This is a genomic window from Leifsonia xyli subsp. cynodontis (assembly GCF_050632205.1).
In the GTDB taxonomy this organism is placed as follows: Bacteria; Actinomycetota; Actinomycetes; order Actinomycetales; family Microbacteriaceae; genus Leifsonia; species Leifsonia xyli_D.
Window position 1 is genome coordinate 1215803 of record NZ_CP192578.1, and the last position, 14390, is coordinate 1230192.

Here is a 14390-nt window from a genome sequence, read left to right on the forward strand (position 1 = left end):
CACGTACGCGTTCGGGTCGCTTGTGCACGCCACGGGCATGGTGCGCCGCGACGATCCCGGCGAGGCCACCAGCTACACCATCCGCCTCTCCGGATCGGATGCCGTCGCCCTGGTGGAGCCGCCTCCGCCCTGGCTGGGGTGGGCGGCCGCGGCCCGCACGCGGTTCGCGGAGGCTGCCGGCGCGACGCCCGGGAACGGCGGCGATCTGCTCCCCGGGCTGGCGATCGGCGACGAGACGTCGGTCTCGGCGGAGCTCGACGAGGCGATGATCGCATCCTCGCTCAGCCACCTGACGGCCGTCTCGGGTGCGAACTGCGCTCTGGTGATCGGACTGGTGTTCCTCGTGACGCGGGCGGCGCTGCTCGGGCGCCGAGCGCGAGTGCTCGTGGCTGCCGGGGCGCTGCTGGGCTTCGTCGCCCTCGTCGGGCCCAGTGCCAGCGTGGTGCGCGCTGCGGCGATGGCGGCGGTGGTCCTGGTCGGCCTGGCCCGGGGGCGGCCGGCGGACGGCATCCCGGCGCTGTCCCTCGCGATGGTCGCCCTGCTCGTCCACGATCCGTGGCTGGCACGCGACTACGGCTTCGTGCTGTCGGTCCTCGCCACCGCCGGGCTGCTCCTGCTGGCCGGCCCGTTGAGCCGCGCTCTCACCCGCTGGATGCCCCGGTCGCTCGCCCTCGCGCTGGCCGTCCCGACCGCCGCGCAGCTGGCTTGCCAGCCGGTCCTCATCCTGCTGACGCCGTCCCTTCCGCTCTTCGGCATCCCGGCGAATCTGCTGGCGGAGCCCGCTGCGCCGATCGCGACCGTCCTCGGCTGTCTGGCCTGCGCCGTGCTGCCGTGGGCGCCCGGTCTCGGAGAGCTGGTCGTTCGGATCGCCTGGGCCCCATCCGCCTGGATCGCCCAGGTCGCGACATTCACCAGCGGGCTGCCTGGCGTGGCGCTTCCCTGGGCCCCTGGGCTGCTGGGTGTGGTGCTCAGCGCAGGCGTCCTCGTCGCCGTGGCAGTCCTGCTGCTCGCGCGCCGCGCGCCCCGGGCCGTCTCGATGGCAGCCGTCCTGATGCTGTGCGCAGGCGCTGTGGTGTACGCCGGAGCGCTCGGCGGTTCGATCGTCGGCCGCGCGCTCGCGATCCCGTCCGACTGGCAGATCGCCGCGTGCGACGTAGGGCAGGGCGACGGCGTGCTGCTGCGCGACAGTGACGCGGTCGCGATGATCGATGTCGGGCGCGAGCCGGCGCCGGCGGCCGCGTGCCTCGATCGCCTCGGCATCCGCCGGATCGACCTGCTCGTCCTCACCCACTTCGACGCCGATCACGTCGGCGGGGTCGCCGGTGTGGCCTCACGGGTGACGCGCGCTCTCACCCAGCGACCGGTCCGGGATGCCGACGGGCGGACGTTGGCGGTGCTGGCCGGGGCCGGCGTGCCGGTCGAACGCGGCTACGCCGGGCTCACGGGCCGGCTCGGCGCGATCTCATGGCGGCTCCTCTGGCCGCCGGTGCCTGCCGTCGGCACGGCATCCGACATGGACACCGGCAACGCCGGCAGCCTCACGGTGGAGGCCGAGGGACACGGCCTGCGCTCGATCTTCCTCGGAGATCTGGGGGAGCAGGCTCAGGATGCGCTGCTCGCCACGCGCGCAGTGCGGCCCGTCGACGTAGTGAAGGTCGCCCACCACGGATCATCCGATCAGAGCGACGCGCTGTCCCGGGCGCTGGATGCGCGGCTGGGCCTCGTCTCCGTCGGAGCGCGCAACGGCTACGGCCACCCGACCGCGCGTGCGCTCCGGATGCTGTCGGAGTCCGGGACAGCGGTGGCACGGACCGACCAGCAGGGGATGCTGCTCGTCTCGCCCGGTGCCTCGGGCATCCGGCTCTGGAGCGAACGCGGCCCGACCGTCAGTGACGGTGGTCCCGCCTATCCTGGATACGAGCGAGCCGTCCCGATGCGGCGCGCGTTCGGACGAGGAGACACGTGGCGGCACGAGGCAGCAGCAGAGGCTCAGCAGGCAAGACGCGGGCCGCCGCGAGCGCGATCCCGCAGGTGCAGTGGAACCAGGTGCGATCGGCGCCGGTCGTACTCGTCACGGGCGCAGAAGGGTTCCTCGCCGACCGGGCCGTCCGCACCCTCCGCGACGCGCTCAAAGCCGACGATCCGAGCCTCGAGATCAGCGACCTGCACGCGGGCGACTACGCGCCGGGCGAGCTGCTCACCCTCGCGAGCCCCTCCCTGTTCGGCGAGCCGCGGCTCATCCGCGTCGAGGCCGTCGAGAAGTGCAACGACGCTTTCCTGGCCGACATGCTCGACTATCTGAGCGCGCCGGCGGAGGGGACCGTCGTCACCCTGCGCCACGGCGGCGGCGTCCGCGGCAAGAAGCTCCTCGACGCCATCCGCGCGGGTTCCGGAGGCGGCATCGAGGTGGTCTGCGCCGAGCTCAAGAAGGACGCCGAGAAGTACGACTTCGCGCAGGCGGAGTTCGCGGCGGCGGGCCGCAAGGTCACGCCGGGAGCGCTCCGCGCGATCACGTCCGCCTTCTCGGACGACCTCGCCGAACTCGCGGCCGCCTGCCAGCAGCTGCTCTCAGACTCCGCCGAGCAGATCACCGAGGCGACGGTCGACAAGTACTACGGCGGTCGCGTGGAGACGAACGCCTTCCAGGTCGCCGACGCCGCGATCGCCGGTCGTCACGGGGAGGCGCTGGTCACCATGCGCCACGCCCTCGCCTCCGGTGCCGACCCGGTGCCGATGGTGGCCGCGTTCGCCAGCAAGATCCGCGCCATGGCGAAGATCTCCGGCGCACGCGGGGGTCCGGTCAGCTCGCGCAGCAGTTCGGTCTCGCGCCCTGGCAGGTGGACCGCGCGCGGCGAGACCTGCAGGGCTGGACGGAGGACGGCCTGGGCCGCTGCATCGAGCTCCTCGCCGAAACCGACGCCAACGTCAAGGGCGGCGGGCGAGACCCGGTGTTCGCCCTGGAGCGGATGATCCGCGTCGTCAGCGCCCGCGGCCGGGACTGATCGCGGCGGATGCCCGGGGGCGCGTGTCCCCTGCCACCGAGCACCCGCCCGGACATGCAGCGAGCCCCCGCCCGGACCGTGGTCCTGGAGCGGGGGCTCGCTAGCGGCGCGGGACAGGTCCCGCGGTCGGTCGTCGCTTAGAGCGCGGCGACCTGCTTGGCGATCGCAGACTTGCGGTTCGCCGCCTGGTTCTTGTGGATGACGCCCTTGCTGGCCGCCTTGTCGATCTTCTTCGCGGCGAGACGCAGCGCCGCGGTCGCCTTCTCCTTGTCGCCGGCCACGACGGCCTCACGGGTGGCGCGGATGGCGGTCTTGAGTTCGCTCTTGACTGCCTTGTTGCGCTCCTGCGACTTCTTGTTGGTGCGGTTGCGCTTGATCTGCGACTTGATGTTTGCCACGAGTGGTCACTTTCGTTCTGTGTGAGTTAGGGATGTGCCGCTCAGCGGAGAGGGCGCCTTGCGGCGTTTCGTGCGGACACATCCACACGCAAGCCAACAAACAACTCTACCAGCGGGTCGCGCATCCCACCAAAAATGCGGATCAGACGCGCGCCGGGGCGTAGGACCCGACGAGCAGCTCCTGCAGCAGGGTCGGCTCGTTCGGCTCCCAGCCGAGGTCGATGCGCGCCTTGGAGCCGCGCGCTTGCTGGTCGAGCAGCAGCGCGTCGGCCAGGCCCTCGCCCAGGCGGGAGCGCGACTCCTCGACGCTCTCCGCCGCGACGCTCGGCACGTCCGCGGCCTGGGCGGCCGCCTCGGCGAGCTCGCGCACGGTCGGGTTGTGCCCGCTGGCGCCGATGTACGTGGCGCCCGCCTCACCGCGCTCCAGAGCGAGTACGTACAAGGCGGCGAGATCGTCGACGTGCACGGTCGCCCAGTGCTGCGACCCGTCGCCGATCAGGCGCAGCGCCGGTGCCGCATCCGACCCGCGCGGGGCGTCCACGATGACGTTCGGCAGTCCCTTCCCGTGTCCGTACACGATCGACGGCACCACGATGCTGCCGCGGACACCCTCCGCGGCCCGCACCAGCCTCTCCGCGGTCCCGCGCCACGCCGTGAGGGCGGGTGGTGCGACGGGCGACTCCTCGGTGATGTCGTCGTTCGAGCCGTACGTCCAGACGCCGCCGGTGTGCACGAACGGCTTGCCCGAGCCGGCGAGCCCCGCCAGCACCGCGGGAACGAGCACCGCATCGACGTCCTGGCCCGACGCCAGGTGGATGACGCCGTCGCTCGCACGCGCCGCCTGCTCCACGAGGGCCGCATCCGCAGCATCGCCGATGAGCGCCGTCGCTCCGGCCGCCTCGACGATGGACGCCTTGTCCGCATCGCGGACGAGGGCGGTGACGGTGTGGCCCTCGTCGAGGAGCCGGGGGAGGACGGAGGATCCGATGAAGCCGGTCGCGCCGGTCAGAAGGATGTTCATATCCGTCCACAACGCGCTGGCCCGGCGGACATTCCCCAGCTTTCCGAATCCGCTGGACGCCCGACGGCGCACGCGTAGGCTCGATCCATGACCTCCACCACCATCGCCATCGTCAACGGTTATGTCGTCCCCGTGTCGCAGGAGCCCATCGAGAACGGGGTCCTCCTCGTGCGCGACGGGGCCATCGAGGCGGTCGGCACAGCCGACGAGGTGAGCGTTCCCGACGGCGTGACGGTGGTGGATGCGGCGGGCAAGTGGGTGCTCCCCGGCTTCATCGAGTCCCACGGCCACGTGGGCATCCACGAGGAGGCCAACGGTCCGGCGGGCGACGACACCAACGAGATGACGACGCCGAACACGGCCGCCGTCCGCGCGCTCGACGCGATCAACATCGACGACGAGGGCTTCCGCGACGCGCTCTCCGGCGGCGTGACCTCCGTGGTCGTGAAGCCGGGTTCGGGCAACCCGATCGGCGGCCAGACCGTCGCGATCAAGACCTGGGGCGGCCGGATCATCGACGAGCAGGTCATCCACGAGGCGGTCAGCGTGAAGTCCGCCCTCGGCGAGAACCCGAAGCGCGTCTACGGGTCCAAGAACCAGACGCCGAGCACGCGGCTCGGGGTGGCCATGATCATCCGCGAGGCGTTCGTGGCGGCGCAGAACTACCGCACCCAGCGCGACAACGCCGAGCTGGAGGGCAAGCCCTTCGACCGCGACCTGGCGAAGGAGACGCTGGTGCGCGTGCTCGACGGCGAACTCGCCTGGGACCAGCACACGCACCGCCACGACGACATCGCGACCGCGATCCGGCTCGCCGACGAATTCGGCTACCGGCTGGTCGTGAACCACGGCACCGAGGCGCACAAGATCGCCGACGTGCTGGCGGAGCGCGACATCCCGGTCATCTTCGGGCCGATGTTCACCTCGCGCTCGAAGGTGGAGCTGCGCGATCGCGCCATCGCCAACCTGGCGACCCTCGCGAACGCCGGCGTGCGGGTGGCGATCACGACCGACCACCCGGTCGTGCCGATCAACTTCCTGGTCTACCAGGCTGCCCTCGCCGTGAAGGACGGGCTGCCCCGCCAGACCGCGCTGGAGGCGCTCACGGTGAACCCGGCCGCGTTCCTGCGCCTCGACGACCGGGTCGGCTCGCTGACCGCCGGTCTCGACGGCGACGTGGTGGTGTGGTCGGGCGATCCGCTCGACATCAACTCCCGCGCCGAGCGCGTCTTCATCGGCGGAGCCGAGGTCTACCGCTGGGAGGACGGTCGAGGCCAGGTGGTGGAGCGCGGTGAGCGCTTCGCCTGACCGGAAGGCGTGCGCCCGAGGCTGAGCGTTCATGGGAGAATGGCCGGACGATGTCACCACGAGCTCTCCAGGCCCTCGAGCCCGCCGCGACCGACCCGGCGTCCCTCCGCAACTTCTGCATCATCGCGCACATCGACCACGGCAAGTCCACGTTGGCCGACCGGATGCTGCAGATCACCGGCGTGGTCTCCGACCGGGATATGCGCGCGCAGTACCTCGACCGCATGGACATCGAGCGTGAGCGCGGCATCACCATCAAGAGCCAAGCCGTGCGCATGCCCTGGGCGGTCGACGGTCAGACGTACGCGCTGAACATGATCGACACGCCCGGCCACGTCGACTTCACCTACGAGGTGTCCCGGTCGCTCGCGGCGTGCGAGGGCGCCATCCTGCTCGTGGATGCGGCTCAGGGCATCGAGGCGCAGACGCTCGCCAACCTCTACCTCGCGCTCGAGAACGACCTCACCATCGTCCCCGTCCTGAACAAGATCGACCTGCCCGCGGCCGACCCCGAGAAGTACGCGGAAGAGCTCGCCAGCCTCATCGGCGGCAAGCCCGAGGACGTGCTCCGCGTCTCCGGCAAGACCGGCATGGGTGTCGAGGCGCTCCTCGACCGTGTGGTCGCCGAGATCCCGGCGCCGGTCGGCGTGGCCGACGCCCCCGCCCGCGCGATGATCTTCGACTCGGTGTACGACAGCTACCGGGGCGTCGTCACCTACGTCCGCATGGTCGACGGCAAGCTGCAGCCGCGCGAGCGCATCCAGATGATGTCGACGAAGGCCACGCACGAGATCCTCGAGATCGGTGTCTCGTCGCCCGAGCCCACCCCGTCGAAGGGCCTCGGCGTCGGAGAGGTCGGCTACCTGATCACGGGCGTGAAAGACGTGCGTCAGTCCAAGGTCGGCGACACGATCACCACCTCGGCGAAGCCGGCGAAGGATGCGCTGCCCGGCTACACCGAGCCCAAGCCGATGGTCTTCTCGGGGCTGTACCCGATCGACGGCAGCGACTACCCGGAGCTGCGCGAGGCCCTCGACAAGCTCAAGCTGTCGGATGCCGCGCTCGTCTACGAGCCCGAGACGTCCGTCGCCCTCGGCTTCGGTTTCCGCTGCGGGTTCCTCGGCCTCCTGCACCTCGAGATCATCACCGAGCGCCTGTCCCGCGAGTTCGGCCTCGACCTGATCACGACCGCGCCGAGCGTGATCTACGAGGTCACGACCGAAGACAAGAAGACGGTCACCGTCACGAACCCGAGCGAGTTCCCGGGCGGCAAGATCGAGAAGGTCGAGGAGCCGGTCGTCAAGGCCGCGATCCTCGCCCCCAAGGACTACGTCGGCGTCATCATGGAGCTCTGCCAGAGCCGCCGCGGCTCCCTGCTCGGCATGGAGTACCTCGGCGAGGACCGCGTCGAGATCCGCTACACGATGCCTCTCGGCGAGATCGTCTTCGACTTCTTCGACCAGCTGAAGTCCAAGACCGCGGGCTACGCCTCCCTCGACTACGAGCCGTTCGGCGAGCAGGAGTCCGACCTGGTGAAGGTCGACATCCTGCTGCAGGGCGAGACGGTGGATGCGTTCAGCGCCATCGTCCACCGCGACAAGGCCTACGCCTACGGCACGATGATGGCCTCCCGCCTGCGCGAGCTCATCCCGCGGCAGCAGTTCGAGGTGCCCATCCAGGCCGCGATCGGCGCCAGGATCATCGCCCGCGAGAACATCCGCGCGATGCGCAAGGACGTGCTCGCCAAGTGCTACGGGGGCGACATCACCCGAAAGCGTAAGCTCCTCGAGAAGCAGAAGGAGGGCAAGAAGCGCATGAAGATGGTCGGCCGCGTCGAGGTCCCGCAGGAGGCCTTCATCGCCGCGCTCTCCGGCGACACGGAAGCGGCCAAGAAGGACAAGAAGTAGCTCAGTCGACGCGCCGGTAGGTGTTCACCAGCACCCCGGACGCCAGCGGCCGTGTCGACGTCAGCTGCAGTTCCGCGTAGGGGAAGCCCTCCGGGAACAGCTTCTTGCCCGTCCCGAGCAGCAGCGGGTAGACGCACAGGCGGTACTCGTCGATGAGCCCGGCGCCGGCCAGGGTGCGCACCAGCTCGGTGCTGCCCCAGATGCGGATCTCGCCGTCGATCTCGTCCCGCAGCCGCGCGACCTCGGGTGCCACATCCGGCCCGAGCAGGAACGAGTTCTTCCACTCCAGCTCAGTGCGCGTGCGTGACACCACGTACTTCGGGACACGGTTGTAGCGCCGCGCCAGCTCGCCCATGAGCCCTGGCGCGTCCTCCGGCCACACGCCCCAGGAGCGCGCCCAGATGTCGTACGTCTTTCGGCCGAGCAGCAACGCCTCGGTGCGGCTCTCCCACTCGCGGACGGGCGAGCCCGAGTCCGAGCCCGAGTCCGTGCCGGCGTCGCCGTGCGCCCTGTCGTAGTCCATCGCCCAGCCGCCCAGCTGGAAGCCGCCCTCGCGGTCCTCGTCCGGCCCGCCGCCGCCCTGCACGACGCCGTCGAGGCTGATGAACGCCTGCACCACGATCTCGCCCATCCGGGCTCCTTCCCGTTGCGACGAGTACACCACGCGACCGGACGGGGCGGCAGACCCCGTTTCGCGAACCCCCGCCCCATAGCGGAAGATGAATACATGCGGCGCTCGACCTTCACCGACCAACCCGTCACGTACGGGGCGGTCGGCGCCACCCACGCGGCCGATCTGCTGTACTACCCGCCGAAGGGCTACAAGCCGCTCGAGCGCAGCATCCGGCTGGGCAGCGGCGATGAGCGGTTCGAGACCGCCGCCACCGCGCTGATGGCGTGGGGCGTGCAGAAGGGCAGCGGCATCCAGGTGACCGACGTCACCGAGGGCACGGGCGTGCAGTACGAGGGGGTCGAGTTCGGCCCGGACGGCACGCCGATGCGGATGCGCGCCAACCGTCCCGAGGAGGACGTGTTCGCCGACGACGGCACGCCGTTCGTGCGCAACGGGATGACCGCGGTGCTGAAGATCCCGTTCGGTCCGTTCCGCGTGTCCGCGCCGATCCGTGTGGTGTACGTCATCGACGAGCCGCACCGTCGCGGCTTCGCCTACGGCACCCTGCACGGGCATCCCGAGAGCGGCGAGGAGCTGTTCCTCGTCGAGCAGCACGACGACGGAACGGTGTGGTTCGTCCTGCGCGCGCTCTCGCGGCCGTCCAACGCGTTCTACCGGATCGTGTCGCCCGTGCTCGCGGCCGTGCAGCGCCGCTACACCGCGAAGTACCTCCGCGCGCTCCACCCCGCGAGCTCCGCCTGATGCCGAGCGTCCTTCCCCTCGGCGACCCGGCGCCGGTCGACGGCCTGCTGCCCGCGACCGCCGCCGACGCTGCGCAGTCCCGCGACTTCGGCGTCTACCTGCACGTGCCCTTCTGCCGGGTGCGCTGCGGCTACTGCGATTTCAACACCTACACCGCGACCGAGCTGCGCGGCGTCTCGCAGTCCGACTACGCAGGCCACGCCGTGCGCGAGGTGGAGTTCGCCGCCGGCGTCCTGCGCGGCAGCGGCCTCCCGCACCGCCCGGTGTCGACGGTGTTCTTCGGGGGCGGCACGCCGACGCTGCTGCCGCCGGGCGACCTCGCCACGATGCTCGGGGCCGTCCGCGACGCATGGGGTCTCGCCGACGGCGCCGAGGTCACGACCGAGGCGAACCCGGACTCGGTGGATGCGGACGACCTGCGCCGACTCGCCGACGCCGGCTTCACGCGGGTGTCGTTCGGGATGCAGTCCGCCGTCCCGCACGTGCTCGAGACGCTGGAGCGCACGCACGACCCGGCGCGCATCCCGCTCGTGGTGGGCTGGGCGCGGGAGGCCGGGCTGCAGGTGAGCCTCGACCTCATCTACGGAACGCCGGGGGAGTCGCTCGAGGACTGGTCGCGCAGCCTCGACACCGCGCTGGCGTGCGAGCCCGACCACCTCTCCGCCTACGCGTTGATCGTCGAGGCGGGAACGAAGCTCGCACGGCAGATCCGCTCCGCGCAGGTGCCGGAGCCGGACGACGACCTCGAGGCCGACATGTACGAGCTGGCCGATCAGCGGCTCGCCGACGCCGGCTACGACTGGTACGAGGTCAGCAACTGGGCCACGGATGCGGCGCATCGCTCGCGCCACAACCTCGCCTACTGGCTGGGGCACGACTGGTGGGGCGTCGGACCCGGCGCGCACAGTCACATCGGCGGCGTCCGCTGGTGGAACGTGAAGCATCCGGCGGCCTACGCCCAACGCGTGCTCGCCGGCGAGTCTCCCGCGGCCGGGCGCGAGACGCTCGACGCAGAGACCCGTCACGTGGAGCGGGTTCTGCTGCTCAGCCGCATCCGGGAGGGCGTGCGTACGACCGAGCTGGGTGACGCGGGCCGCCGCGAGGTGCCCGCCCTCATCGCCGACGGCCTCATCGACGGCAGAGCCGCCCTCCGCGGGTCGGTCGTGCTGACCCTGCGGGGGCGACTCCTGGCCGAAGCGGTCGTGCGCCGGCTGCTGGCGGACGAAGCCGCCTAGGCCGTTCGCCTAGCTGACGAACTTGATCGCGACCGGGTACGTGTAGTACTCGCCCTGGTTGGCCTTCACCGCCGCGATGATGCTGAACACGATGTTGAGCACCCACGCGGCGATGATGATGAAGATGCCGACCACCACGATCGACAGGATGCCGCCGACGACGTAGGCGATGAAGATCGTGATCTGGAAGTTCAGCGCGGTCGCGGTGTGCGCGCGCACGAACGGACCGCGGTCCTTGAGCACCAGATAGCCGATCAGCGCGGGGATCCAGCTGAACAGGATCCCGCCGACCTGCACGAGGGTCGCCCAGAGCTTCTCGTCGGCCGGGCTGAGCTGCGGCGAGCCTCCGCCGTAGGGCTGCTGCGGCGGAGGCGGCGGGGGTGTCGCGGACATGGTGCGGTTCTCCTCTGTGTCGGACAGGGGTGGACGTGTTCGGCCCCCAGCCTAGGGCGCAGGGCCCGAGGCTGAAAAGAGCCTGAACACGCGGGTTACTTGATGAACCGGAAGTTCACCGGGTACCGGTACGTGCCGCCGCTGTTCACCCGGACGAATCCGAGGATCGAGAACACCAGGTTCACGATGTACAGCGCCCACGGGATCAGCAGTCCGAAGAGCAGGTAGCCGATGCCGTAGGTGAAGCTGCCGATGATGATCCCGATGATCTGCGACGCCACCCACGCGAGGATCCAGGTGATCTGCCAGTTGAGGGCTTCCTTCGCCTCCTGGTCGGTGAGGCGGCCGCGGTCCTTGAACACGAGCCAGATGATGAGAGAGGGCAGGATCCAGAGGATGCCGCCGAGGTGCGCGAACGACGCCCACTGCTTGTCCTGCGCGGCGTCGAGCGGGGCGGCGCCGGTGCCGTACGGCTGTCCGCCGGCGGGCGGGGCCCCTGCGGGCTGGGCGTAGGGCTGCTGGGGCGGGACGTTGCCGTAGGGCTGCTGCGGCGGGACGCCGCCGGGCTGCTGCGGGGGGACGCCCCCGGCCGGGTCGGCGGGCTGGTTCGGGTCTGACATGGCGGAACCCTTTCGTGATCGGTTGCGAGGCATCCTCGAACCGGTGCACATACGGTACTGCGGCCGTGTCACAGGCAGCAATCATCCTCAGGGCGTTTCTCCGCGGTAGGATTGGCACTCAGGAAGACGGAGTGCTAACGGATCGACGGGAGGCGGGAATGGTCTCGGAACGCAGCCTCGAGGTGTTGCGCGTCATCGTGCAGGATTACGTGGCGTCGCGCGAGCCGGTCGGCTCGAAGAGCATCGTCGAGCGGCACTCCTTCGGCGTGTCGGCAGCGACCATCCGCAACGACATGGCGCTGCTGGAGGAGGAGGAGCTCATCGCGGCCCCGCACACGTCCTCCGGCCGCGTCCCCACCGACAAGGGCTACCGGCTGTTCGTCGACCACCTGGCCGAGATGCGTCCGCTCACCTCGGCGCAGCGGACGGCGATCGAGACGTTCCTCGGCCAGTCCGTCGACCTCGACGACGTGCTGTCGCGCACCGTGCGCCTCCTGTCGCAGCTCACCAACCAGGTCGCCCTGGTGCAGTACCCGTCGGTGGCGCGCTCGCGCATCCGGCACATCGAACTCGTCGCGCTGTCGCCGCGCCGCCTCCTCAGCGTGCTCATCACCGACTCCGGAGCGGTCGAGCAGCGCGTCATCGAGCTGGCCGCCGAGCTGAGCGATGAGGATGTGGCCGAGATCCGCGGCGCGATCAACGGAGCCGCGGCCGGCCTGACCCTCAGCGAGGCGACCGCCCGCCTGCGCGACCTCCCGGCCGCCCTCACCGACCGCACGCGCGCGCTGGTCGAGCCGGTGGCGGGCGCGCTGCTCGATCAGATCGCCGCGAACCGGCAGGAGAAGCTCGTCATGGCGGGCGCGGCCAACCTGGTGCGCACCGAGCTCGACTTCCCCAGCACCATCACCCCGGTGCTGGAGGCGATCGAGGAGCAGGTGGTGCTGCTCCGGCTGTTCGACGAGATGGCGACCGACCAGCACGGCGTCGCCGTCAGCATCGGCCGCGAGAACGCCGGGTTCGGCCTGACGGAAGCATCCGTCCTCTCCAGCGGTTACAGTGCGGCAGGAGCGGATGTGGCCCGCGTGGGCCTCCTCGGTCCGCTCCGCATGGACTACTCGGGCAACATGGCGGCCGTCCGCGCCGTCGCCCGCTACCTCTCCCGGCTGCTCGGCGATCAGTGACCGCCGTCAGCCCCTCCACAGCGAACGACAAGAAGTAAGGAACAGCCCCACGTGGCCGACCACTACGAAGTCCTCGGCGTCGAGCGAGACGCCAGCCCCGACGAGATCAAGAAGGCGTACCGCCGGCTGGCGCGCGAGCTGCACCCGGATGTGAACCCGAGCGCCGAGGCGCAGGAGCGCTTCAAGCTCGTCACGCACGCGTACGACGTCCTCAGCGACCCGCAGCAGCGCCAGCAGTACGACCTGGGCGGCTCGGGCGGTTTCGGCGGCGCGGGCGGGGCCGACTTCGCCGGCTTCAGCGACATCTTCGAGACGTTCTTCGGCGGAGGCGGGGAGCGTCCCGTGGGCCGCGTTCCCGCCGCGAGCGCGGTCAGGACGCCCTGCTCCGGGTGGAGATCGACCTCGACGAGGTCGTCTTCGGCACCCACCGCGACCTCGAGGTCGACACGGCGGTCGTCTGCGAGACCTGCAACGGCTCGTGCTGCCAGCCGGGCACCCAGCCGGTCACCTGCGACATCTGTCACGGCACCGGCAGCATCCAGCGCTCGGTCCGGTCGCTGCTCGGCAACGTGATGACCTCCAGTCCCTGCGGCACCTGCCGCGGCTACGGCACGGTCATCGCGACGCCGTGCGTCACCTGCCAGGGCCAGGGCCGCGTCCGCGCCCGCCGCACCGTTCCGGTCGACATCCCCGCCGGCGTCGACACGGGCCTGCGCCTGCAGATGCCCGGCAGCGGCGAGGCCGGCCCCGCGGGCGGCCCGAACGGCGACCTCTACCTCGAGATCAAGGTCAAGCACCACGAGGTCTTCAGCCGCGACGGCGACGACCTGCTCTGCACGCTCGAGCTTTCGATGACGGATGCCATCCTCGGCACGACCGCGACCGTGAAGGCGCTCGACGGCGACATCCGCCTGGAGCTGAAGCCCGGGACTCAGTCCGCCGACATCGTCACCGTGAAGGACCGCGGCATCACGCACCTCCGCGGCACGGGCCGCGGCGACCTGCGGGTCGGCATCCAGGTGGTCACTCCGACGAAGCTCGACCACAAGGAGAAGGAGCTCATCAAGAAGTTCGCCTCCAGCTACAAGCACTCGCAGCCGACGCTGGCGCACTTCCAGCAGGGCCTCTTCGCCAAGCTGCGCGACCGGTTCCTCAACCTGTAGCGATGGCGTCGCTCTACCTGCGGGAGGACCTGGAGGACGTCGACGTCGGCGCCCGCCTGTCGCTGACCGGTCCCGAGGCGAAGCACGCCGCGACCGTGAACCGGACGCGGCCGGGGAGTCCGTGCTGATCGGCAACGGCCGCGGGCTGGTGGCGTCCGGCGAGGTGCTGGTCGCGACGAACGCCGAACTGACGATCGACGTGGAGGCGGTCTCGCGCGTCCCGCGACCCGCGCCGGCGATCACGCTGGTGCAGGCGCTGGCGAAGGGCGACCGCGACGAGCTGGCGATCCAGGCGGCGACGGAGCTCGGTGTGGATGCGGTGGTGCCGTGGGCCGCGTCGCGCTCGGTCTCCCGGTGGGAGGGCGCCAAGGTCGCCAAGGGCCGCGAGCGCTGGGCGACCATCGTGCGCGAGGCGGCCAAGCAGTCCATCCGCGCCTGGACGCCGTCGGTCGGGGAGCTGGCCGCGACGAAGCAGGTCGCGGCGCTGACGGCGGACGCCCGGGTGCTGGTGCTCGAGCCGGACGCGTCCGCGCCGCTGACCGGTATCGCGCCGGACGGCCGCGACATCGTGCTCGTCGTCGGACCCGAGGGCGGCATCGCGCCGCAGGAGCTCGACGCCTTCCGCGCTGCCGGCGCGGAGCTCGTCCGCCTCGGCGACACGGTGCTCCGCACCTCCACCGCCGGCCCGGCCGCCCTCGCGATCCTGAACGCCTCCCTCGGCCGCTGGTAATCCGCGCCGCCCCCGCCCCGACGCCGCGGGATTCGTCACGAATGGTCGCTCTCCCTC

General features: G+C 70.9%; 11 protein-coding genes and 4 pseudogenes. 9 read left to right on the forward strand and 6 right to left on the reverse strand.

Annotation, left to right across the window (positions count from 1 at the left end):
- Positions 1–37 precede the first annotated feature (37 nt).
- Together ACQ86M_RS06030 and holA are read left to right on the forward strand one after the other, a co-directional pair.
- Positions 38–1327, forward strand: a pseudogene (locus ACQ86M_RS06030) (ComEC/Rec2 family competence protein); the annotation flags it as partial.
- Between the two features lie 635 nt (positions 1328–1962).
- Positions 1963–3002 (forward strand): annotated as a pseudogene (gene holA / locus ACQ86M_RS06035) (DNA polymerase III subunit delta).
- Positions 3003–3139: 137 nt separating this feature from the next.
- Here holA and rpsT read toward each other — a convergent pair.
- Both rpsT and ACQ86M_RS06045 read right to left on the reverse strand, forming a co-directional pair.
- Positions 3140–3400: a 30S ribosomal protein S20 gene (gene rpsT / locus ACQ86M_RS06040; protein ID WP_431221184.1), complete on the reverse strand. Its 261-nt coding sequence runs from the start codon at positions 3398–3400 to the stop codon at positions 3140–3142.
- 142 nt (positions 3401–3542) lie between these two features.
- A complete protein-coding gene (locus tag ACQ86M_RS06045) occupies positions 3543–4421 on the reverse strand; it encodes an NAD-dependent epimerase/dehydratase family protein (protein ID WP_431247416.1) in 879 nt (292 codons plus the stop codon).
- Positions 4422–4508: 87 nt separating this feature from the next.
- Between ACQ86M_RS06045 and ACQ86M_RS06050 the strand changes: the two genes are divergently transcribed.
- Positions 4509–5729, forward strand: a complete 1221-nt coding sequence (locus ACQ86M_RS06050) for an amidohydrolase (RefSeq protein ID WP_431247417.1) — start codon at positions 4509–4511, stop codon at positions 5727–5729.
- 50 nt (positions 5730–5779) lie between these two features.
- Entirely contained in the window at positions 5780–7636 is a 1857-nt protein-coding gene (gene lepA / locus ACQ86M_RS06055) for a translation elongation factor 4 (protein ID WP_431221187.1), read from the forward strand.
- A gap of 1 nt (position 7637) precedes the next feature.
- Here the strand turns inward: lepA and ACQ86M_RS06060 are convergent, their stop codons facing one another.
- Positions 7638–8267 carry a dihydrofolate reductase family protein gene (locus ACQ86M_RS06060; RefSeq protein WP_431247418.1) on the reverse strand — a complete coding sequence of 210 codons (630 nt, stop codon included), beginning with the start codon at positions 8265–8267 and terminating at the stop codon, positions 7638–7640.
- Positions 8268–8363: 96 nt separating this feature from the next.
- On the opposite strand from ACQ86M_RS06060, the gene ACQ86M_RS06065 reads away from it, so the two are divergent.
- Complete coding sequence (locus tag ACQ86M_RS06065; RefSeq protein WP_431247419.1) at positions 8364–9011, forward strand: DUF1990 family protein; 648 nt, start codon at positions 8364–8366, stop codon at positions 9009–9011.
- Complete coding sequence (hemW, locus tag ACQ86M_RS06070; RefSeq protein ID WP_431247420.1) at positions 9011–10246, forward strand: radical SAM family heme chaperone HemW; 1236 nt, start codon at positions 9011–9013, stop codon at positions 10244–10246. The genes ACQ86M_RS06065 and hemW overlap by 1 nt, the downstream gene beginning before the upstream one ends.
- Before the next feature lie 9 nt (positions 10247–10255).
- Here the strand turns inward: hemW and ACQ86M_RS06075 are convergent, their stop codons facing one another.
- Together ACQ86M_RS06075 and ACQ86M_RS06080 are read right to left on the reverse strand one after the other, a co-directional pair.
- Positions 10256–10639 (reverse strand): DUF4870 domain-containing protein, encoded by a 384-nt coding sequence (locus tag ACQ86M_RS06075; protein ID WP_431247421.1) that lies wholly within the window; start codon positions 10637–10639, stop codon positions 10256–10258.
- A gap of 95 nt (positions 10640–10734) precedes the next feature.
- Positions 10735–11259: a DUF4870 domain-containing protein gene (locus ACQ86M_RS06080; protein WP_431247422.1), complete on the reverse strand. Its 525-nt coding sequence runs from the start codon at positions 11257–11259 to the stop codon at positions 10735–10737.
- Positions 11260–11417: 158 nt separating this feature from the next.
- Here ACQ86M_RS06080 and hrcA point away from each other — a divergent pair, with 158 nt between their 5' ends.
- Positions 11418–12440 carry a heat-inducible transcriptional repressor HrcA gene (hrcA, locus tag ACQ86M_RS06085; RefSeq protein WP_431247423.1) on the forward strand — a complete coding sequence of 341 codons (1023 nt, stop codon included), beginning with the start codon at positions 11418–11420 and terminating at the stop codon, positions 12438–12440.
- 6 nt (positions 12441–12446) lie between these two features.
- Here the strand turns inward: hrcA and ACQ86M_RS06090 are convergent, their stop codons facing one another.
- Entirely contained in the window at positions 12447–12638 is a 192-nt protein-coding gene (locus tag ACQ86M_RS06090) for a hypothetical protein (RefSeq protein ID WP_431247930.1), read from the reverse strand.
- On the opposite strand from ACQ86M_RS06090, the pseudogene dnaJ reads away from it, so the two are divergent.
- Together dnaJ and ACQ86M_RS06100 are read left to right on the forward strand one after the other, a co-directional pair.
- Positions 12546–13603, forward strand: a pseudogene (gene dnaJ, locus ACQ86M_RS06095) (molecular chaperone DnaJ). The gene ACQ86M_RS06090 and the pseudogene dnaJ overlap by 93 nt on opposite strands.
- Positions 13604–13605: 2 nt before the next feature.
- Positions 13606–14333: pseudogene (locus ACQ86M_RS06100) on the forward strand (16S rRNA (uracil(1498)-N(3))-methyltransferase).
- The last annotated feature ends 57 nt before the right edge of the window (positions 14334–14390 follow it).